The following is a 19,646-nucleotide window of genomic DNA, read 5'->3' on the forward strand; positions in this document are numbered from 1 at the left end:
GGGCGTGGAACAGGGTCATCTGTACCGACCCCGACTCGACGGGAAACTCATCGCTGATCGCTCACTGTTACACCTAGCATCCCGACCATGCCCTCTTCGTCAGCTGTTGATCCGTTCCGCATCTCGATCCCCCAGAGCGACCTCGACGACCTCCACGAGCGACTGGACCGCACCCGCTGGCCGGCCGAGATGCCGGGCGCCGACTGGGCGTACGGCGTCCCGACGCCGTATCTGCGGGAGCTGGCCCGGTACTGGCGGCACACGTACGACTGGCGGGCGGCCGAGGCCTTGCTGAACGCGTGGCCGCAGTTCACGACCACGATCGACGGCGCCCACGTCCACTTCGCGCACATCCGCTCCCCCGAGCCGGACGCCACCCCGCTGGTCCTCACCCATGGTTGGCCGGGGTCGATCGTGGAGTTCCTGGACGTGGTCGGCCCGCTCACGGATCCGGCGGCGCACGGCGGGGACCCGGCCGACGCCTTCCATGTGGTGGTGCCGAGCATCCCGGGTTTCGGTTTCTCCGGTCCGACCACAGAGCCCGGCTGGGAGGCCGGCCGGGTCGCGGACGCCTGGGCCGAGCTGATGCACCGGCTGGGCTACGAACGGTTCGGTGTGCAGGGCGGTGACTGGGGCGCGGCGATCTCGCGTGAGCTAGGCCGCGCCCATCCGGGGCGGGTGATCGGCGTCCACCTCAATCTGCTGCCGGGGGCCCAGCAGGCCACGGAGCCCACCGCCGAGGAGCTGGCCGCGCTGGATCCCGAGGAGCAGGCGAACACCCTTGACTCATGGCGCCGTTGGGCCGCCTGGTCCCGCGAGAGCACGGGGTACGCGATCCTGCAGAGCACCCGCCCGCACACGCCCGGCTACGCGCTCACGGACTCACCGGTGGGACAACTCGCCTGGATCGTCGAGAAGTTCCGGGAGTGGACGGACTCGGAGGAGCTGCCGGAGGAGGCGGTGGACCGGGACCGGATGCTGACCAACGTGATGCTGTACTGGCTGACCGGTACGGCCGCCTCGTCCGCTCGTATCTACTACGAGCGGGCGCACGCCACCGGCCCCCGTGCCACCGCGCCCTCCGCACCGTCGACGGCACCCACCGCCGTCGCCCTGTTCCCGGCCGAACCCCAGCGTCCGCTGCGGCACAAGGCGAACCGCACGGAGAACATCGTGCGCTGGACGGAGTTCGACCGGGGCGGCCACTTCCCGGCGATGGAGGAGCCGGACCTGCTGGTGGGCGACGTCCGGGCGTTCTTCCGGCAGCTGCGGGAGCGGGTCGAACACTGAACCGCGGTCAGGCGACCAGGCACAGCCCGTTGTAGGGCCCGGGCGCGGGTCGGCCCAGGGAGGTCTTCCGGGCGAACTCGGACTGGACCAGGGACAACAGACCGCCCAGGTCCATGCCGAGGGCGTGGGCGGCGGCCGCGAGGACCTCCGAGGAGGCCTCCTTGCGGCCGCGCTCGATCTCCGAGAGATACGGCATGGAGATCCGGGCCGCCTCGGCGACGTCCTTGAGGGTGCGCTCCTGGTCCAGCCGCTCCCGCCGCAGGACGTCTCCGACCAGGTCGCGCCAGAGGGGTTCCCTGGGCTCGGGGGTCGGCTGTTGCGGGCGTAGGGGGACGACAGGGGCGTGGTTGGGCGGTTGGCTGCTCACCCCCACAGCCTAAAAGCAGTGGCACGCGCCGGAAGGCGATCGGCATGCTGCCCGGCATGGATGCGCTGGAGTTCATGGGAACAGGGCCGCAGCTGCGGGACACCTTCGACCAGGACGCGGAGCGGTACCAGCGTGCACGGCCCCGGTATCCCCGCTCTCTGATCGAGGAGCTGAGCCGGGTCACGGGCGCCGCCCGGGGTGTCCGCCTGCTGGAGGTCGCTCCGGGCACGGGCCAGCTCACCGTCGATCTCGCCGGGTCCGGCTGTGCGATCACGGCCGTGGAGCTGGGCCCCTCCCTGGCCGCCGTGGCCCGTCGGCAACTGGCCGCCTTTCCCGCGGTGGACGTCGTGACCGCGGACTTCGAGCGCTGGGAGCTGCCGCCGGAGCCGTTCGACGCGGTGGTGTGCGCGACCGCGTTCCACTGGATCGACCCGGCGGTCCGGGTGCCCAAGGCGGCCCGGGCGCTGCGCCCCGGCGGACTGCTCGCCGTCGTCACCACCCACCATGTGGCGGGCGGCACGGAGGACTTCTTCGCCGACGTCCAGGAGTGCTACGAGCGTTGGGACCCGGCCACCCCGCCGGGGCTGCGGCTGACCCCCGAGTCGGACATCGCCACCGACACGGCCGAGTTCACCGGCTCCCCGCACTTCACGGACGTCACCGTGCACGGCCACGCCCAGGAGATCACGTACCCGACCGACGCCTACCTGGACGTACTCCTCACCTACTCCAACCACCGGGCCCTGCCCGAACCCGCCCGGGCCGGGTTGCTGACCGGTGTCCGGGAGCTCATCGAGTCGCGGTACGGCGGCGTGGTCGCCAAGCGGTACTGGCACGAGCTGATCACGGCGGTGCGCGTCGCGGAGTGACTGGCTCTCCCCCAGCTGTCACCGGCTGTTTTACGCCACCCGGGTGGACGGTACGCATGCGATGCGTCACCCGGGGTACACGACCGTCAAGCACGCATGGGATGTCCGATGCCGGGTATCCGGGCCAGGCAGTCAACTGGACAGGGCTGGAACTACGCAGGCCGAAGGGGCAGGGCCGAACCGTGACTTTCGTGGGAGAGGTAATGAATACCGCCGGGATCCGGTCGGGAGCAGGGAACACCGCGCCGTCTGTCGGGGAGCGTTCGACGGAGGGGGCGCTGCCCGGAATAGCGGACCCGAGGACCGTCGCCCCGCGGGACGCGCGGGAACTGTCCCGCCAGTTCTTCCACCGGCTCGGCGAGCTGGAGGAAGGCACAGCCGAGTTCCAGTACGCCCGCAACACGCTCATCGAGATGAACATGTCGCTGGTGCGCTTCGCGGCCGGACGGTTCCGCAACCGGGGCGACGACATGGAGGACATCGTCCAGACCGGGATGATCGGCCTGATCAAGGCCATCGACCGGTTCGAGCTGTCGCGCGAGGTCGAGTTCACCTCCTTCGCGCTGCCTTACATCGTGGGCGAGATCAAGCGGTTCTTCCGGGACACCACCTGGGCCGTGCACGTCCCGCGCCGGCTCCAGGAGCTGCGGGTCGAGCTGGCCAAGGCGCGCGAGGAACTCTCCAGCCGCCTCGACCGGGACCCGACGGCCGCCGAACTCGCCACGCTCATGAACCTGTCCGAGGACGAGGTGATCGAGGGCCAGCTGGCCTCCAACGGCTACAACTCCTCCTCGCTGGACGCCGCGCTGACCGGGGACGGCCCTGAGGACGGCGAGGCCGTACTGGCGGACTTCATCGGCGTCGAGGAGGAAGGGCTGCGGCTCGTCGAGGACTTCCAGTCGCTGGCCCCGCTCATGGCCGAACTGAGCGAAAGGGACCGGGAGATCATCCATCTCCGGTTCGTCGAGGAGGCCACCCAGGCGGAGATCGGCGAGCGGCTCGGCTGCTCCCAGATGCATGTCTCCCGCCTCATCAAGCGGATCATCACACGCCTGCGCCAGGGGATGCTGGGCGAACTCGGCTGCGCCTGACGGCGGGCTCATGGGCGCTGCCCCGCACCGGCGCGTGGGGCAGCGCCTGTGGTGAGCCCGGGGGTCCGGGCGATCCGACGGGATTCCCGATGGGACTCTCCTCCGCCGAAGTTCAGTGCGAGAGCGGCAGCAGCGCGCGCACCCGCTTGCCGACCGGCACCCGCTCGGCGGTGACCTCGGCGGCCAGGGCGTGGACGATCTCCAGACCGTGCCGGCCGACCCGCTCGGGGTCCCTGGGGAAGCGCCGGGGCAGGGCGGCACTGCTGTCGTACACGGAGACGAGGACCGCGCTGTCCGTACCCTCCAGTTCGAGGATGTACGGGCCGTTGCTGTGCCGGTCGGCGTTGGTGATCAGCTCGCTCACCACCAGGAGCAGCTCGCCGTCGGCCCGGGGGTCGATCGTGGCACACCACTCGGTCCTGAGCTGGTCCAGGAAGCGGGCCGCGAAGTCCCGCGCCTCGGCGATGCAGCCCGGTTCACCGGTGTAGTGCGCCGCCCGCCGCAGCGGCTCCACGGGTACGTCGAAGCCAGTCGTTATCACTGCCCCGCCCAGGTGTTCGATCATGCGTTTCTCTCCAGGAGGCCGGTTCCGGCCCGGTCGCTTTGCAACCATGCTCGTACCCCGAGTGTGGTCCCACAGTCCCCGGCGTGTCTGCCGACCGCGCACAAACGTCGTCAGGCTGGTCACACCGCCGGAGAACCGGGACCCGCGGACTCCGGGGGCGCGGGGGGAGCGGAGCTGGGCGGGGCGGGCGGGGACACCGGGGCGGCCGAAGACCCCGCGGACTCGGGGCCGGGCGACGCCGGAGAGGGCGGCCGCGCGGAGGGCGGGGCCTGGGACTTGGAAGATTCCGGCGCCGGCGACGCCGGGGCCGGGGCTTCGGACTTCGGGGACTCGGTCTTCGGGGACTCGGACTTCGGGCTCTCCGTCTTGGGCGACTCGGTCTTCGGTGATTCGGTGTTCGGAGATCCGGTGTTCGGAGATCCGGTGTTCGGAGATTCCGACGAGGGCGACTCGGAGGACGGCGGCTTCGAGGACGGTGACTCGGACGAGGGCGGCTTCGAGGACGGTGACCCCGAGGACACGGAGGACGACGGCGACTTCGAGCCGGTGCCGGGGCTGGACGGCCCCGAGGGGCCCGTGGAGGCCGGCGGGCACGGCGTGGCGCCGGGGTTCCCGGTCCTGCCGGGGCTGGGCGGGCAGCCGTGGTGTCCCGGCGGGTTCATGGGGTCCGGATCGGCCGGGGGCTTCGCCGGACGGTCCTCGTGTCCGGTGTGGTCACCGCGATGGCGGCCGAACCAGTCGTCGTGCCGGTGGTCGAAGATGACGAAGACGTTGACGATCCGCGCGGCGGGTGCGACGACGACCACGTTCGAGGGCCGGTACGAGGACCAGGCGGTGCCCCTGGTCCTCGGAGTGCTCTTCTGCGCGACCGGCGGGGTCAACGGGTTTCCGCAGGCGCACCGCACCCGGGGCACACCGTGCCCGTCGACCATGACGGCGGTGCCCGCCTGGAGGACGGACTGGTACGTGGTCGAGCCGCCGCCGCGGTAGCCGTGCGCGGTGACCCGGGTGTCCGCGCGCAGCTGTACGGGGGTCAGGGAGCGCAGGTAGGCGGGGACCCCGGAGGGCCGGACACCGACCTGTGCGGCAAACGCCTTGTTGCGTGAGGGCGAGGCCTGGAAGTACTTGATCTGTTTCCCGACGTCGCAGCTGCTGCTGTTCTTCGTGCCGCTGTAGAGGCCGGGCGCGCCGCCGTCCACCCCGCGCACCTCGTTCGCCGGCACCGCCGACGCGGCCGGCGCGGCGGGTACGGAGGATGCCGGTGCGACGGAGCTCTTCGTGGCACTGGACTCGGTGTACGGGTCCTGTCCGGAGCTGTTGGCTGCCTGGAGGAAGACTTCGCCGCCCTTCCCGGAGCCACCACCCGGACGGGTGAAGACCACGGCCAGCACCGCGGCGACCACGACGGCGGTGGTGAGCATCGCGATCCGGGGCGCGGACCTCCACCACGGCTGGTGCGGCTGTCCGCCCTGACTGCCGCCGCCTCCACCTCCGGGCGGCTTCGAGGGCGGGCCGGGGGGCGGTCCGGAGGGTCCGGACAACGGGCCGGAGGGAGGTCCTGTGGGGCGGCCGGATGACGGCGGTTCGACGCTCACGCTCATCTCCCCGTTGCGACTGACGCTTTGACAGTAAACAGCTTTTGCGAAAAATGCCTCATTTGAAGCACAACGAGCCCAATGTGCGCCGCTCGCCTACCGTCCGCAAGCCGACGCGGACGGCCTACCCGGCGGGCGAGGTTCCGGGGCGTTGCCTAGCGTGACAGCGTGAGCCCACGAATCGCCTCGGCGCGGCCGGCGGCCGCGCCGGCCGGTCGGCCCGTCGCCCGGCACGGCTGGCCGCAGGCCCTGGCCGTGGTGCTGGCCGCGCTGGTCGCCATGACGGTGGTGGCGGCGGTGGGGCTGTGGGCGGCGGGCGCGGCGGACCTGCCAAAGGGGGCCTTTCTGCCAGTGGTCCTCGCGACCGTGGTGACGGCCGTCGGTGGCACCGTCGAGCTGTCGGGCGACGCGGGCGACCTGGCCAGGACGAACGCCGGGCTGACCGTCGTACCGCTGTCGGTCACGCTGGTCGGCGTGCTGGTCGTCGCATGGGGCTTTCTGCGGCCGCTGCGGCACCGGGCGGTGGCCGGCGCCCGGGAGCTGGCCGGCTGGTCGGCCCGGGTCGCGGTGCTGTGGCTGCTCGCGCTGATCGGTCTCGCGCTCGGTGCCCGGCACACCTTCGCCGTGAACGTGGGCAGCGGCACGCTCAGTGACCTCACCGATCTGCTGGACGCCGCGCCGAAGGTGGGCTTCACGACAAACGTGCCGCTCACGGTCGCCTCCGGGCTGCTGTGGCTGGCCGGGATCCTGCTGCTGGCGCTGCTGGTGTCGCGCGGGGCGCCGCTGCCGGGGCGGCTGCTGCGCTTCCAGGCGTCGGTGCGCCCGGCGGCGTTCGCGATGGTCGTCTTCGTGCTGGCGTACGTCGGTCTGGCCCTGGTGGTCGCGCTGGTCGCGCTGATGACGCGCGGGCACGCCAAGGAGACCCTCGGGGTGATTCTGCTCGGGCTGCCCAATCTGGCGTGGCTGGCGCTCACGCTCGGTCTCGGCGCCACCTGGAAGGGGCGGGTCGACGGCCCGTTCGGGCTGCCGGTGCCGCACGTCCTCGCCGAGGTGCTGCGCACCCCGGACATCTCGACCATGAACCTCCGAACGATCACCGCCCATGACGGCCGCTGGTGGTGGCTGGTGGGGGTGGCCGCGGTGCTGCTGCCGGCGTCCGCGTTCCTGATGGCGGTGCGCTCCCCGGCCCGGGTCCGCGCCTGGCAGCACGCCCTGCATCTGGCGATCGCGCTCGCGCTGACGATGCTGACGCTCTGCCTGACCGGCCGGATCTCCGCCCACTACGGGCTCTCCCTGCTCGGCATCGGCGACCTGGGGGGCAATCTTTCCGGCGAGCTTCTGTTGAAGGCGCAGCTGTGGTCGGCGCTGGGCCTGGGCGCGCTCTGGGGTCTGGTCGCCGGGTTCCTGGGCGCGCTGCTGGCCGGCCCGGTGCGCCGGCGGGGCGAGGTGCCGGCCCGGGGAGCCTGAGACCTACCGCTCGCGGTCACCGTCGCGGGTGACCACCCGGGTCGGGTGGTGACCGAGGCCGTCGCCGCCCGGCTCCGCGCGGTCGGTGAGGTGCCCGTCGGTGCGGTCACGGTCAGTGGGGTCCCGGTCGGCCGGGCCCCGGTCGGTGAGGTAGGTCGACAGCCGCCGCCCGTCGCCGTACAGCCAGCGTCCCTCGGCCGGGTCGTACAGCCACATGGACTCCCCGTCGACCACCACCCCGATGCGCAACCCGTGCGTACGGCCCCGGAAGGACTCCCCGTCGAGGCCGCCGGCCAGGTCCTCGACGGCGTCCCGGTAGTCGGCGAGGGCCTGTGCGGCGCGGATCAGCAGCGGGCGTGGGTCGGTGGCCTCGGCGGACGGGCCGCCGGTCAGGGGCGGGTCCCGGGGTACGGCCACGAGGTGGCGGCCGTCGACCCAGGCGGACCAACCGTTGGCGCAACTGATGCGGGCCCAGTCGCCGCGGCGCTCCATGAGCTGCACCGGCAGCAACGGGTCGAGGGGCACGGTCGGCCGGGCGGGGTCGGGGGCCTCCCAGGCGGGCATGCCGTCGCCCGGCACGACGTGGGTGGGCCGGAACCCTGGGCTCGTGGTCATCGCGTCGCCTACTTCCGCATCACGGCGGGTTCGTGCCGGCGCAGCAGCCGGGACAGGAGACAGCCGAAGGCGACGGACAGCACCACCAGCATGACCATGTTGCGCAGCCAGACGCCCGCAGAGTGCCGGAAGAACGGGTCGGCGGTGAGCTGGCCCGGCACGATCCGGTGCAGTTCGACGGTGCCGGCCATGGCACCGAGCGCCCATCGGGAGGGCACCAGCCAGGCGAGCTGTTCGAGCCCGGGCACGCCGTCCAGCTTCAGCAGGCTTCCGCAGAAGACGACCTGGACGACGGCGAGCAGCACCAGCAGTGGCATCGTCACCTCCTCCCTGCGGACCAGCGCGGAGATCAGCAGGCCGAGCATCATCGCGGTGAAGGAGAGCACGGCGACGGCCACCGTGATCTCCAGCAGGGGTGGCATCAACACCCCGTGGCCGCCGGGGGCGTTGAGGTCGACGCCCGCCAGGCCCACCTGGGTGAGCACGGTCGCCTGGAGCACGGTGATGGTGCCGAGGACGACGACCTTCGACATCACGTACGCCGATCTGGGCAGACCGACGGCTCTCTCCCGCTGGTAGATGACACGTTCCTTGACCAGCTCGCGCACCGCGTTGGCCGCGCCGGTCAGCACCCCTCCCACGGAGAGGGTGAGCAGCGCGTTGGTCGCGGTGTCGAAGGTGAGCTTGTTGCCGGCGACGGCCCGGGCCATCGCGCCCATGACGAACGGCAGCCCGATCATGATGGCGAGGAAGGTGCGGTCGGTGAGGAGGGCGGCGGTGTAGCGGCGCACCAGGGTCGAGAACTGAGCTCCCCAGCTGCGTGGCCGCGGCGGCGGCGCCGGGGCGACCGGGCCGGTGCGCGGCACGACGGGCTGTGCGCTGGAGTTCACGATGTACTTCCGGTGGTACGACGAGCCGCGGAACTCCCCCGCCCAGTCCCGGCCGGTGTCCCGCTCGAAGGACTCGAAGGCCTCGGGCCACTCGTCGAACCCGAAGAAGCCGAGGGCGTCGCCTGGCGGGCCGAAGTAGGCGGTCCGGCCGCCCGGTGCAAGGACCAGGAGGCGGTCGCAGGCGTCGAGGCTGAGCACGCTGTGGGTGACGACGATGACGGTACGGCCGTCGTCGGCGAGGTCGCGCAGCATGTTCATCACCGAGCGGTCCATGCCCGGGTCGAGTCCGGAGGTCGGCTCGTCGAGGAAGAGCAGGGACGGTTTCGTCAGCAGCTCCAGGGCGACGCTGACCCGCTTGCGCTGCCCGCCGGAGAGACTGTGCACGGGCTGCTCGGCGCGCTGTTCGAGGCCGAGTTCGCGGATGACCTCCTCGACCCGCCGGCGCCGCTCGGCCTTCGCGGTGTCCTCGGGGAAGCGCAGTTCGGCGGCGTAGGTGAGGGCGCTGCGCACGGTCAGCTGGACGTGCAGGATGTCGTCCTGCGGGACCAGGCCGATGCGCTGGCGCAGCTCGGCGTAGTCGCGGTAGAGGTCGCGGCCGTCGTAGAGCACCGTGCCGTGCTCGGCGGGGCGCTGGCCGGTGAGGGCGCCGAGCAGGGTGGACTTGCCCGCACCGCTCGGTCCGACCACGGCGAGCAGGCACTTCTCGCCGACCGGGAAGGAGACGTGGTCGAGCAGGATCTTGCGGCCGCGGTCGACGGAGACGGTGAGTTCCTGGACGTCGAGGGAGACCTCGCCGGTGTCGACGTACTCCTGCAACTCGCCGTCGACCAGGCAGAACGCCGAGTGGCCGATGCCGACGACGTCCCGGGGCCCGAGCGGGGCGCGGATGACGGTGCGGCCGTTGAGGTACGTGCCGTTGTGGCTGTCGAGGTCGACGATCTCGTAGCTGCCGTCGGGGTGGGCGCGCAGTTCGGCGTGGTGGCGGGAGACGACCAGGTCGTCGACCACGACGTCGTTGTCGGTGGCGCGGCCGATGCGGATGGTGCGGGCCTGGAGTCGTCGTACCGAGGACGGCTGCCGGAAGGTGCCGGTCTGGCTGGGCATCGAGACGGAGGAGGGGCGGTCCGTGGCGGGCGGCGGGCGGCCGACGAGGACGGCGGTCGGCCCGTCGGCGGGGCTGCCGAAGCGGATGACCGTACCGGGGCCCACTTCCCATTCCCGGATGCGGCGGCCGTCGGCGTAGGTGCCGTTGGTGCTCTGCTCGTCCTCGAGCGTCCAGTGGTCGTCCGCGGGCCGCAGCACCGCGTGGTGCCAGGAGACCCGGGAGTCGTCGATGACGATGTCGCTGTACGGGTCGCGCCCGACGTGGTAGTCGCGGCCCGGGCTCATCACCGTGGATCCCGTGTCGGTCTCCAGGACGAGTTCGGGGGCCGCCGAGGTGACCGGCCGCTCCGCCATGGTCAAAATTCTACAGATCTGTCAGCTTATACGCCTGATCTTGGCTGCCCGGTCGGCGGCTGTCACGTGTCAGGCCACGGGAACGACAAGGGCGGGGATGGTGCGCTGCATACGGAGGGCGTCGACGGACTCGGCGAGCAGTTCGTACTCGGTGGTGTCGTCCTGGACGGCGATCCGCACCAGCCGCCCGCCGGCCAGTTCGTCGGCGACGAGTTCCTGCCGGACCACGTCGGCACACCAGGCGCGGAGCAGAGCGGGTACGTCCGAGACGGTCGCCCCCACCGGGACGAGTGCCCCCTGCGGATATCTGGGGTTCTCGGGTAAGGGATCCAGCCTTTCCGCGATCCACGAGGCCCGGTCCCGTAACCACCACAGCGCAAGGGCCAGGGTCGGCGCACGGTAGGTGCCGAGGGGAACGCCGATGCGCTGCCCGCCGCAGACGCCGTATGCCGTGACATGGCAGAGGAATTCGTCGTGCACGATCACTCCCCCGTAGCTCGCCGGTGTGCCGTCGCGGGCCGGTTTTCCGTGCGGCTCCTGTGCGGTGAAGTGCTCCTGACATTCGAGTATGTTCACTTTCGAAACACTGTCACCACACCTTTCCGGCCAGTCTCTTGGCATATTCCGCCTGCGAATTGGCCGAAATGCGTGAGCTGTACGGCCCGGCCTTCATTACCCGAGGGGTAATCGATTCGTCGCACGGATGCGGGCATGGTGGTGCCAACGGATCGCCGCAAGCCGCGATCTATCTCCTGACCAGCAGTGACGACCTCGATGGAGGCTGATTCGCCATGTCCGTGAACACCGACCGTTACCAGACCGCCGCCGCCCGCTACTTCGAGGCCTGGAACGCCACCGAGCCCGAGGCGCTGAGCAAGGCGGTCGCCGAGGCCTGGGCGCCGGAGGGCACCTACACCGACCCGCTCGCCGACGTCTCCGGGCATGCGCAGATCAGGGCCGTGATCGCCGCGGCGCACGAGCAGTTCCCGGGTTTCGTGTTCCGTCCGCTCGGGGCCGTCGACGGCCACCACGACACCGCGCGCTTCGGCTGGGAGCTGGTGAACGAGAACGACGGCACGGCACCGGTGGCCGGTTTTGACGTGGTCACGCTCAGTGAGGACGGCCGGATCCGGCAGGTCCTGGGCTTCCTGGACCGGGCGCCGACCGGGGCCTGAGCCGGCGTCCACGATGAGTTTCCGCGCTCGCGGCGGTCTCCTGAGCAGGAGACCACCGCGAGCGGAGGACCGCCATGGGTACGACCGTACGGCTGGACGTGGAGTTCACCGCCGTCCTGCGCAGGAGCATGAACAAGGGCGGCTGGACCTATGTGGTCTGGCCCGACTCCGCCAGGTTCTTCGGCACCAGAGGGCTCGTCAAGGTCCGCGGGACGGTCGACGGGCATCCGTTCCGGAGTTCCTTCATGGCCCTGGGGGACGGCACGCACAAGCTCCCCGTGAAGGCCGACGTCCGCGAGGCGATCGGCAAGGGTGAGGGGGACGCGGTGTGCGTCCGCCTCACCGAGCGCGTCACCGGGTGACGACGATGCCGGTCACCGATTGACGACGATGTCGCTCACTGGTTGACGATCGCGTCGATCCGGGCCAGTTCCTCGGCGTCGAAGTCCAGGTTGCCGATGGCGCCGACGCAGTCCTCGACCTGCCGCGGGCTGCTCGCGCCGATCAGCGCGGAGGTCACCCGGCCGCCGCGCAGCACCCAGGACAGGGCGAGCTGGGCGAGGGTCTGGCCGCGGCCCTTGGCGACCTCGTCGAGGGCGCGCAGCCTGCCGACCAGGTCCTCGGTGACCGCGTCCGAGTTCAGGAACGGGCTGTCGCTCGCGGCCCTGGACCCCTCGGGGATGCCGTCGAGGTAGCGGCCGGTGAGCAGGCCCTGCTCCAGCGGGGAGAAGACGATGGAGCCGACCTGGAGCTCGTCGAGCGCGTCCAGGACGCCCTCGGTCTCCGGGCGGCGGTCGAGCATCGAGTAGCGCGGCTGGTGGATGAGGAGCGGGGTGCCAAGCTCGTCGAGGATCCGGGCGGCCTCCCGGGTCTGCTCCGCCGAGTAGTTGGAGATGCCGACGTACAGCGCCTTGCCCTGCTGGACCGCGGAGTGCAGGGCCCCCATCGTCTCCTCCAGCGGAGTCTCCGGGTCCGGGCGGTGCGAGTAGAAGATGTCGACGTAGTCCAGGCCCATCCGGGCCAGGGACTGGTCCAGCGACGACAGCAGGTACTTGCGCGAACCCCACTCGCCGTACGGGCCGGGCCACATCAGATAGCCGGCCTTGGTGGAGATGACCAGCTCGTCGCGGTAGGACGCGAAGTCCTCCTTCAGCGCCTCGCCGAACGCCGACTCGGCGGCGCCGGGCGGCGGGCCGTAGTTGTTGGCCAGGTCGAAGTGGGTGACGCCGAGGTCGAAGGCGCGGCGCAGGATGGCGCGCTGGGTCGCCACGGGCCGGTCGGGCCCGAAGTTGTGCCACAGGCCGAGCGACAGCGCGGGGAGCTTCAGGCCGCTGCGGCCGCTGCGGCGGTACGGCATGTCGGCGTAGCGGTCGGGGTGTGCGGTGTACAACGCGACTCCAGAGGGGTTGGCACACTGTCTACCTTCACCACTCTTTCCCGAGCGGCGGCAGCAGTCCAACAGAAGAATCCGATGGAATTGTGCGGCTACGATTCTCAATCATGGAACTGCGCCACCTCCAGCACTTCGTCGCCGTCGCCGAGGACCAGCACTTCACCCGGGCCGCGGAACGGCTGCTGGTGTCCCAGTCGGGCCTGTCCGCCTCGATCCGGGCCCTGGAGCGGGAACTGCGGGCACCCCTGTTCGTACGGACGACCCGCCGGGTGACCCTCACGGAGGCGGGCCGCGCGCTGCTCGTCGAGGCGGAGCGCATCCTCGCGCAGGTGCGCTCGGCGCACGAGGCGGTGGCCGCCGTGCAGGGCGTGCTGCGCGGGACGCTGGCGCTGGGCACCGAGCAGTGCATCGCCGGGGTGCATGTGGCGGGGCTCCTTGCCGCCTTCCGGCGCCGGCACCCGGACGTCGAAATCCGGCTGCGGCAGGCCGGTTCGGGCGCGCTGGCCGAGGAGGTGGCGGCGGGCCGGCTGGACCTGGCCTTCGCCTACCGCACCCAGGACGACACCGACCAGTTGCGGTCGGTGGCCCTGACCGGCGAGCCGATGACCGTGCTGTGCCATCCCAGCCACCGGCTGGCCACGGCCGGCCCGGCGGTGCTCCCGGCGGACCTCGGCGGGGAGGTGTTCGTCGACTTCCACCCGGACTGGGGCCCGCGCCGCACGACCGACTCGGCCTTCGCCGCGGCAGGCGTGCGGCGCACGGTCGCGCTGGAGGTCAACGACGTGCACAGCCTCCTCGACCTGGTCGACGAGAACCTCGGCATCGCCGTCGTACCCCGTCACTTCCGCCACAAGCGGCCCTCGCTCACCGCACTCGCGCTCAAGGACACGGACGAGGCCGCGTACGAGACGGTCGCCCTGCTGCCGCCCGAAACGGCCACGAGCCCGGCGGCCCGGGCGCTGGTCACCCTCCTCGAAACAGGGGGCCTGACATCACCCCCGGAGGGGGTCCACCCCTCCTGACCTCGGCTTCCCGTCGGCGCAGACTCGTGGATGTCCACGAACGACGACGGGGAGTACGAAGATGGCGGAACACACACGGCGTACGGTGCTGCGCGGCGCGGCGGGCCTCGCGGCAGCGGGCGCGCTGACGGGAACGGCGACCCGGCAGGCGGCGGCGGCAACAGCAGCAGAAAACCCAGCGGATCGTCACTACCCGTTCCTGGAGGGCGCGTTCGCCCCGGTCACCGAGGAACTCACGGCCTTCGACCTGCCGGTCACCGGCCGTGTCCCGCGCGAGCTGAACGGCCGTTTCCTGCGCAACGGCCCGAACGTCCTGGGCCTGGAGGATCCGCGCGCCCATCACTGGATGCTCGGCGACGGCATGGTGCACGGCGTACGGCTGCGGGACGGACGCGCCGAGTGGTACCGCAACCGCTGGGTGCGCTCCTCCCAGGTGACGGCGAAGCTCGGCGAGTCCTACCCGGGCCCGGTGCCGCCGGACGACTTCGCCTGCAACACGCATGTGATCCCCTACCGGGGACGGATCCTCGCGCTCCAGGAGAGCGGCCCGCTGCCGTACGAGCTGGACGGCGAGCTCAACACGGTGGGCGCCTACGACTTCCGGGGCACGCTGGAGGGCGCGTTCACCGCGCACACCAAGTACGACACGCACGCGGGCGAGTTGCACGCGATCACCTACTACCCGACCTGGGACCACGTCCGGCATCTGGTCGTGGACCCCACCGGCCGGGTCGCCCGCACCACCCGGATCCCGGTGCGGGACGCGCCGATGATGCACGACTTCGCGCTCACCGCGAAGCATGTGGTCGTCTTCGACATCCCGGTCACCTTCGATCCGGCGGCCGCCGAGGCCGGCGCCCTGGTGCCGTACGTCTGGAACCGGGAACACCCGGCCCGGGTGGGGGTGATGCCCCGGTCCGGGGGCGAGGTCCGCTGGTTCGGCGTCGACCCGGTGTTCTACTCGCACACGCTCAACGCGTACGACGAGGGTGATTCCGTGGTGATCGACCTGACGACGTATCCGGCGCCGTTCGACGTGGCCGGGCAGCACACGGACGGACCGCACGCGGTGGGCACCGCGAGGCTCGAACGCTGGACGGTCGACCTGCGCCACGGCCATGTCCGCAGGCGCACCCTCGACGACCGGCCGCAGGAATTCCCGCGCGTCAACGAGGAACTGGTCTCCCGCCGGCACCGTTACGGCTACTCGGCGGCGGCCGCCGAGATGTCACTGGCGTATCTGGCCGGGGACGGCCATCCACCGGACCACGCCTTCTCCAACGCCCTCCTCAAGCACGACTTCGCGCGCGGCACGGCCCAGGTCCACCGGCTGCCCAGGGGCGCGGCCGCGGGCGAGGCGGTGTTCGTGCCCGGCGAACACGCGGCCCAGGAGGACGACGGTTTCACGCTCGCCTATGTCCACAACCCCGACCGCGGCGCCGCCGACCTGCTGATCCTCGCCGCACAGGACTTCAGCGGCGAGCCGCTGGCGCGGATCCACCTGCCGGGACGGGTGCCGCTGGGGTTCCACGGAAGCTGGGTTCCGGACGCATGACGACCCGCGATGGACGATCGTGGTCACATGCATGCAAGGGACATCCTCATCGACGGCTTCAGCCGCATCCAGGAAGAAGTCCACGCCGCTCTCGACGGCCTCGACCCCGACCTGCTCAACAAACCCCCGGCCCCCGGCGCCAACTCCATCACCTGGCTGGTCTGGCACCTCACCCGGATCCAGGACGACCATGTCGCCGACGCCTTCGACCTCGACCAGGTGTGGCTGGCCCAGGGCTGGGAGAAGCGTTTCGGCCTCGACCTGCCGCCCCGTGACCACGGGTACGGCCATACGCCCGCGAAGGTCGCGAAGGTCACAGTGGACTCCGGCGACCTGCTGACCGGCTACTACGACGCGGTGCACGAGCAGACCCTGGGTGTGCTGCGCGAACTCCCCGCCAAGGACCTCGAACGGGTCGTGGACACCCGCTGGGATCCGCCGGTCACGCTGGGCGTACGGCTGGTGAGCGTCCTGTCCGACGACCTTCAGCACGTCGGACAGGCCGCCTATGTGCGGGGACTGTTTCAGAGCACGGAGGCGTAACCCGGCAGGACGACGTCCTCGATGAGGGCCCGGCGCTCGTCGAACGGGATGAACGCGCTCTTCACGGCGTTCACCGTGACCGTGCGCAGGTCCTCGGCCGTCCAGCCGGCCTCCTCGACCAGCAGGGACATCTCCCGGGTCATCGTCGTACCGGAGACCAGCCGGTTGTCGGTGTTGAGGGTGACCCGGAAGCCCAGCTCCTTCAGCGCGGTGATCGGGTGCTCGGCGATGGAGGTGGCGCAGCCGGTCTGGAGGTTGGAGGTGGGGCACATCTCCAGGGCGATCCGGCGGTCGCGCACCCAGCTCGCCAGACGGCCGAGCTTGTCGCCGGCGATGTCCTCGGTGATGCGCACACCGTGCCCGATGCGCTGGGCGCCGCACACCTGGATCGCCTGGTGGATGCTGGCCAGGCCGTGCGCCTCACCGGCGTGGATGGTGAAGGGCACGCTCTCGCGGCGCAGGTGCTCGAAGGCGGCGAGGTGGTCGGCGGGCGGGAAGCCGTCCTCGGCGCCGGCGATGTCGAAGCCGACGACACCGGCGTCCCGGTAGGTGACGGCCAGCGCGGCGGCCTCGCCGACCCGGTCGAACATCCGCATCCCGCAGAGCAGGGTGCCGACCCGGACGGGCGTGCCGGCGGCAGCGGCCTTCGCCATACCGGCGGCGAGCCCCTCCTGCACGCTCTCCACGACCTCGACCAGCGTGAGCCCGCCCTTGACGTTCAGCTCCGGGGCGTAGCGAACCTCGCCGTACACCACACCGTCGGCGGCGAGGTCGAGGACGTACTCCTCGGCGACACGCCGCAGCCCCTCCTCGGTCTGCATGACGGCGAGGGTGTGCTCGAAGGTGGCTATGTACCGGACCAGGTCACCGGAGTTGGCGGCCTCGAAGTACCAGGCGGCCAGCTCGTCCGGATCGGTGGTGGGCAGGGTGTGACCGACCTCGGCGGCGAGCTCGACGAGGGTGGCGGGGCGCAGTCCGCCGTCGAGGTGGTCGTGCAGGACGGCCTTGGGGAGGCGGCGGATCACATCGGCGTCTACGCGCGTAGCGGTCATGGCGGAGGTTTCCTCGGCGGGTGGTTCCGGTTGATCGGTCAGGCGGCGGGCTGGAGCAGGTCCCAGCGGTTGCCGTACAGGTCCTGGAAGACGGCGACGGTGCCGTACGGCTCGTGCCGCGGCTCCTCCAGGAAGGTCACGCCGGCGGCGGTCATCCGGGCGTGGTCACGGGCGAAGTCGTCGGTGTGCAGGAAGAAGCCGACCCGCCCGCCGGTCTGGTCGCCGACCCGGGCGCGCTGCTCGTCGCCCTTGGCGCGGGCGAGCAGCAGTCCGGTGCCGTGCCCCTCCGTCCCTGGCTCCACGACGACCCAACGGGACCCGTCGGACCGCGGCGCGTCCTCGACCAGCCGGAACCCGAGAGCCTCGGTGTAGAAGCGGATCGCCTCGTCGTAGTCGCCGACGACGAGAGTGACCAGGGCGACGCGTCGCATGGGGGCCTTTCGGTGGAGCGGTTAGCGGGAGAGGTTATACGTAAAACGTAGCCAACGCCAGTCGCTGTTCACGAAGGATCTGGCCGGCCGCCCCGACCCGGCGCCGCACCCGGCGCCGGCGGCGGCGATGCATACCGAGCACCGCGGAGAACGGCAGCTCGAGCGGCCCGGCGAGGACGAACGCGCCGAGCGCGGTCGGGAGCAGCCCGCGAGGACGACAGCCGAGGCGGTGATCACCGAGCGCGGCGGTGGGCGCCGGCCGGTCCGGGGCCCACCGCGAGAGCGCCCGGCGGCACGAACGGCACCAGCAGGGGCAGGATCAGCGGTGCGGTCATGACGCCCCGGGCTGCTCGCCGGCTTCCAGCAGACTCCGCAGGACACGCTCGTCGTCGGGGCTGAGCTGGGCGACGAAGCGGGCGAGTACGGTCTCTCGGTCGCTGTCGCGGTCGAGTTCGCTGTGCATGCGCTTCGCGGTCAGGCCCTGCGCGTCCTGGACGGGGAAGTAGGCGAAACCGCGCCCCTGGCGGTGCCGCTCCACGACACCCTTGTCGTGCAGCCGAGCGAGTATCGTCGTCACGGTGGTGCGAGCCAGGTCCGCGCCGAGGCTGCGCTGGACCTGTCCTGGGGTCCGGGGCACACCGGCGGCCCAGAGCGCGGCCATGACGCTCGCCTCCAGTTCACCGGCGGGGCGGCGTTCGTCCTTCGCGTCGGCCATGGAAGCTTCCTCACCCCTGCTTCCTCCACAGTCCGGCAGATCGTCTACGACAGCGTAGTCGGACGGGCGGCGCCGGGCGGTACCGCAGACCTAGGACGCGCGCCCGAGGTGTGCGGCGGATGTGGCCGGTAGTTTCGCGGCCATGAAGATCACGAATGCCGTCCGCTCTCCCGAGCGGCGCAAGCGCGACGTACTGTCCCGGCTGGAACGGGAGACGGACGTCTGGGTGGCCACGGCGGACGCCGCCGGGCTGCCGTGTCTCGTGCCGCTCTGGTTCGTCTGGCACGGGGAGGCGGTGTGGGTGTCCACCCGGATCACCAGCCCGACCGGCCGCAATCTGCGGGACGGCGGCCGGGCCAGGCTCGCGCTCGGCGACACAGGGGATGTCGTCCTGCTCGACGGGGAGGTGACCGTCTTCTCCTCGGCCGACGTACCGGGGCCGGCGGCCGAGGCGCTGCGGGCGAAGACGGGCTGGGACCCGCGCGGGGACAGCCCGTCGTACGCCTGGTTCCGGCTCCGGCCGTACGCGGTGGAGGCGTGGCACGGGGAGCAGGAGCTGCGCGGTCGGCATCTGATGCGGGACGGGGTCTGGACGGCCTGAGGGGCCTGAGGACCGTCAGACCGCCCCGGTGTGCAGGGCGTTCAGCCGGGACAGCTCCGCTTCGGTGAACCGGATGGTGCCCGCCGCCACGTTCTCGGCCAGGTGGTCCGGGTTGCCGGTGCCGGGGATGGCGAGGACGTGTGGACCCTGGTGCAGGGTCCAGGCGAGGCGGATCTGCGCGGGACTGGCCTCGTGTGCGCGGGCGATGGCGAGGACGGCGTCGTCGTGGTCCTCGGTGGCGCCACGCGCCCCGGCCTCGCCCGCGACGGCGAAGAACGGTACGAAGGCGATGCCGCGTTCGCCGCAGAGGCGGACCAGTTCGTCGGTGGCCGCATCCCGCATGTCGAGTCCCCAACGGTTCTGCACGCACACCACGGGGGCGATGGCCAGCGCCTCGTCCAGATGGCGCGGTTCGACGTCGGAGACGCCGAGGTGCCGGACCAGACCTGCCTCACGAAGTTCGGCGAGGGCGCCGAAGTGCTCGGCGATCGATTCCTGGCCCATCCGGCGGAGGTTGACGACGTCGAGGTGGTCGCGGCCGAGCTGGCGCAGGTTCTCCTCGACGTGACCGCGCAGCTGGTCGGGCCGGGCGGAGGTGGCCCACTCGCCGCAGTAGTCGCGGTAGGGGCCGACCTTGGTGACGATGACCAGGTCGTCGGGGTACGGGGACAGCGCGGTGTTGATGAGTTCGTTGGCCGAGCGCAGGGGGGAGAAGTAGAAAGCCGCAGTGTCGATGTGGTTCACGCCGAGCTCTACGGCCTTGCGCAGTACGGCGATCGAGCGGGTGCGGTCGCTCGGTGTGCCGTGGTGGAAGGCGGCGCTGCCCGTCAGCCGCATCGCGCCGAAGCCGAGACGGTGGACAGGCAGGTCGCCGAGTTTCCAGGTGCCGGAGGCGTCCGCGGTGATCGTTTCGGAGGTCATCGACGGAGTCTGGCACACGGCACCTGACAGG

20 protein-coding genes and 1 pseudogene are annotated in these 19,646 nt (G+C 71.4%); 10 read left to right on the forward strand and 11 right to left on the reverse strand.

Translation table 11 applies throughout. The features are described 5' to 3' along the window. Positions 1 to 87: 87 nt before the first annotated feature. Positions 88 to 1,290 (forward strand): epoxide hydrolase family protein, encoded by a 1,203-nt coding sequence (locus tag ACZ7OO_RS26725; protein WP_471508397.1) that lies wholly within the window; start codon positions 88 to 90, stop codon positions 1,288 to 1,290. Positions 1,291 to 1,297: 7 nt separating this feature from the next. On the opposite strand, the gene ACZ7OO_RS26730 is transcribed toward ACZ7OO_RS26725, so the two are convergent. Continuing rightward, positions 1,298 to 1,657 carry a helix-turn-helix domain-containing protein gene (locus ACZ7OO_RS26730; RefSeq protein ID WP_471508399.1) on the reverse strand — a complete coding sequence of 120 codons (360 nt, stop codon included), beginning with the start codon at positions 1,655 to 1,657 and terminating at the stop codon, positions 1,298 to 1,300. 56 nt (positions 1,658 to 1,713) lie between these two features. Between ACZ7OO_RS26730 and ACZ7OO_RS26735 the strand changes: the two genes are divergently transcribed. Together ACZ7OO_RS26735 and ACZ7OO_RS26740 are read left to right on the forward strand one after the other, a co-directional pair. Then, positions 1,714 to 2,526 (forward strand): class I SAM-dependent methyltransferase, encoded by an 813-nt coding sequence (locus ACZ7OO_RS26735; RefSeq protein WP_471508401.1) that lies wholly within the window; start codon positions 1,714 to 1,716, stop codon positions 2,524 to 2,526. Between the two features lie 203 nt (positions 2,527 to 2,729). Continuing rightward, entirely contained in the window at positions 2,730 to 3,617 is an 888-nt protein-coding gene (locus ACZ7OO_RS26740) for an RNA polymerase sigma factor SigF (RefSeq protein WP_471508403.1), read from the forward strand. A 112-nt stretch (positions 3,618 to 3,729) separates the two neighbouring features. Here ACZ7OO_RS26740 and ACZ7OO_RS26745 read toward each other — a convergent pair whose 3' ends face one another. Then, positions 3,730 to 4,182, reverse strand: a complete 453-nt coding sequence (locus ACZ7OO_RS26745; RefSeq protein ID WP_352221638.1) for an ATP-binding protein — start codon at positions 4,180 to 4,182, stop codon at positions 3,730 to 3,732. 377 nt (positions 4,183 to 4,559) lie between these two features. After that, positions 4,560 to 5,777 (reverse strand): annotated as a pseudogene (locus ACZ7OO_RS26750) (DUF6777 domain-containing protein); the annotation flags it as partial. A gap of 168 nt (positions 5,778 to 5,945) precedes the next feature. On the opposite strand from ACZ7OO_RS26750, the gene ACZ7OO_RS26755 reads away from it, so the two are divergent. Further along, entirely contained in the window at positions 5,946 to 7,244 is a 1,299-nt protein-coding gene (locus ACZ7OO_RS26755; RefSeq protein ID WP_471508405.1) for a streptophobe family protein, read from the forward strand. A 3-nt stretch (positions 7,245 to 7,247) separates the two neighbouring features. Here the strand turns inward: ACZ7OO_RS26755 and ACZ7OO_RS26760 are convergent, their stop codons facing one another. From ACZ7OO_RS26760 to ACZ7OO_RS26770, 3 genes are all read right to left on the reverse strand, one after another. Continuing rightward, positions 7,248 to 7,859: an SH3 domain-containing protein gene (locus tag ACZ7OO_RS26760; protein ID WP_471508407.1), complete on the reverse strand. Its 612-nt coding sequence runs from the start codon at positions 7,857 to 7,859 to the stop codon at positions 7,248 to 7,250. An 8-nt stretch (positions 7,860 to 7,867) separates the two neighbouring features. Then, a complete protein-coding gene (locus tag ACZ7OO_RS26765; RefSeq protein WP_471508409.1) occupies positions 7,868 to 10,207 on the reverse strand; it encodes an FHA domain-containing protein in 2,340 nt (779 codons plus the stop codon). 69 nt (positions 10,208 to 10,276) lie between these two features. After that, complete coding sequence (locus ACZ7OO_RS26770; RefSeq protein WP_471508651.1) at positions 10,277 to 10,687, reverse strand: hypothetical protein; 411 nt, start codon at positions 10,685 to 10,687, stop codon at positions 10,277 to 10,279. Between the two features lie 311 nt (positions 10,688 to 10,998). Here ACZ7OO_RS26770 and ACZ7OO_RS26775 point away from each other — a divergent pair, with 311 nt between their 5' ends. Then, on the forward strand, positions 10,999 to 11,382 hold the full coding sequence (locus tag ACZ7OO_RS26775; RefSeq protein ID WP_471508411.1) for a nuclear transport factor 2 family protein: 384 nt from the start codon (positions 10,999 to 11,001) through the stop codon (positions 11,380 to 11,382). 74 nt (positions 11,383 to 11,456) lie between these two features. Beyond that, positions 11,457 to 11,744 carry a DUF1905 domain-containing protein gene (locus ACZ7OO_RS26780; protein WP_471508413.1) on the forward strand — a complete coding sequence of 96 codons (288 nt, stop codon included), beginning with the start codon at positions 11,457 to 11,459 and terminating at the stop codon, positions 11,742 to 11,744. 35 nt (positions 11,745 to 11,779) lie between these two features. Here the strand turns inward: ACZ7OO_RS26780 and mgrA are convergent, their stop codons facing one another. Then, entirely contained in the window at positions 11,780 to 12,772 is a 993-nt protein-coding gene (gene mgrA, locus ACZ7OO_RS26785; protein ID WP_471508414.1) for an L-glyceraldehyde 3-phosphate reductase, read from the reverse strand. A 110-nt stretch (positions 12,773 to 12,882) separates the two neighbouring features. On the opposite strand from mgrA, the gene ACZ7OO_RS26790 reads away from it, so the two are divergent. From ACZ7OO_RS26790 to ACZ7OO_RS26800, 3 genes are all read left to right on the forward strand, one after another. Beyond that, complete coding sequence (locus tag ACZ7OO_RS26790) at positions 12,883 to 13,797, forward strand: LysR family transcriptional regulator (protein ID WP_471508416.1); 915 nt, start codon at positions 12,883 to 12,885, stop codon at positions 13,795 to 13,797. 61 nt (positions 13,798 to 13,858) lie between these two features. Then, positions 13,859 to 15,352 (forward strand): carotenoid oxygenase family protein, encoded by a 1,494-nt coding sequence (locus ACZ7OO_RS26795; RefSeq protein WP_471508418.1) that lies wholly within the window; start codon positions 13,859 to 13,861, stop codon positions 15,350 to 15,352. Positions 15,353 to 15,379: 27 nt separating this feature from the next. Further along, positions 15,380 to 15,895: a mycothiol transferase gene (locus tag ACZ7OO_RS26800; RefSeq protein ID WP_471508420.1), complete on the forward strand. Its 516-nt coding sequence runs from the start codon at positions 15,380 to 15,382 to the stop codon at positions 15,893 to 15,895. On the opposite strand, the gene ACZ7OO_RS26805 is transcribed toward ACZ7OO_RS26800, so the two are convergent. From ACZ7OO_RS26805 to ACZ7OO_RS26815, 3 genes are all read right to left on the reverse strand, one after another. After that, entirely contained in the window at positions 15,877 to 16,947 is a 1,071-nt protein-coding gene (locus ACZ7OO_RS26805; protein ID WP_471508422.1) for an adenosine deaminase, read from the reverse strand. The two genes, ACZ7OO_RS26800 and ACZ7OO_RS26805, sit on opposite strands and share 19 nt — an antisense overlap. A 38-nt stretch (positions 16,948 to 16,985) precedes the next feature. Then, positions 16,986 to 17,378, reverse strand: coding sequence for a VOC family protein (locus ACZ7OO_RS26810; protein WP_471508423.1), 393 nt, complete (start codon positions 17,376 to 17,378; stop codon positions 16,986 to 16,988). Positions 17,379 to 17,709: 331 nt separating this feature from the next. Next, positions 17,710 to 18,093: a BlaI/MecI/CopY family transcriptional regulator gene (locus ACZ7OO_RS26815; protein WP_471508425.1), complete on the reverse strand. Its 384-nt coding sequence runs from the start codon at positions 18,091 to 18,093 to the stop codon at positions 17,710 to 17,712. 142 nt (positions 18,094 to 18,235) lie between these two features. On the opposite strand from ACZ7OO_RS26815, the gene ACZ7OO_RS26820 reads away from it, so the two are divergent. Beyond that, positions 18,236 to 18,694: a pyridoxamine 5'-phosphate oxidase family protein gene (locus ACZ7OO_RS26820; RefSeq protein WP_471508427.1), complete on the forward strand. Its 459-nt coding sequence runs from the start codon at positions 18,236 to 18,238 to the stop codon at positions 18,692 to 18,694. Between the two features lie 15 nt (positions 18,695 to 18,709). Here the strand turns inward: ACZ7OO_RS26820 and ACZ7OO_RS26825 are convergent, their stop codons facing one another. Beyond that, positions 18,710 to 19,615, reverse strand: a complete 906-nt coding sequence (locus tag ACZ7OO_RS26825; RefSeq protein ID WP_471508429.1) for an aldo/keto reductase — start codon at positions 19,613 to 19,615, stop codon at positions 18,710 to 18,712. Between the last annotated feature and the right edge of the window lie 31 nt (positions 19,616 to 19,646).

It is taken from the genome of Streptomyces sp. NPDC111744, assembly GCF_055634995.1.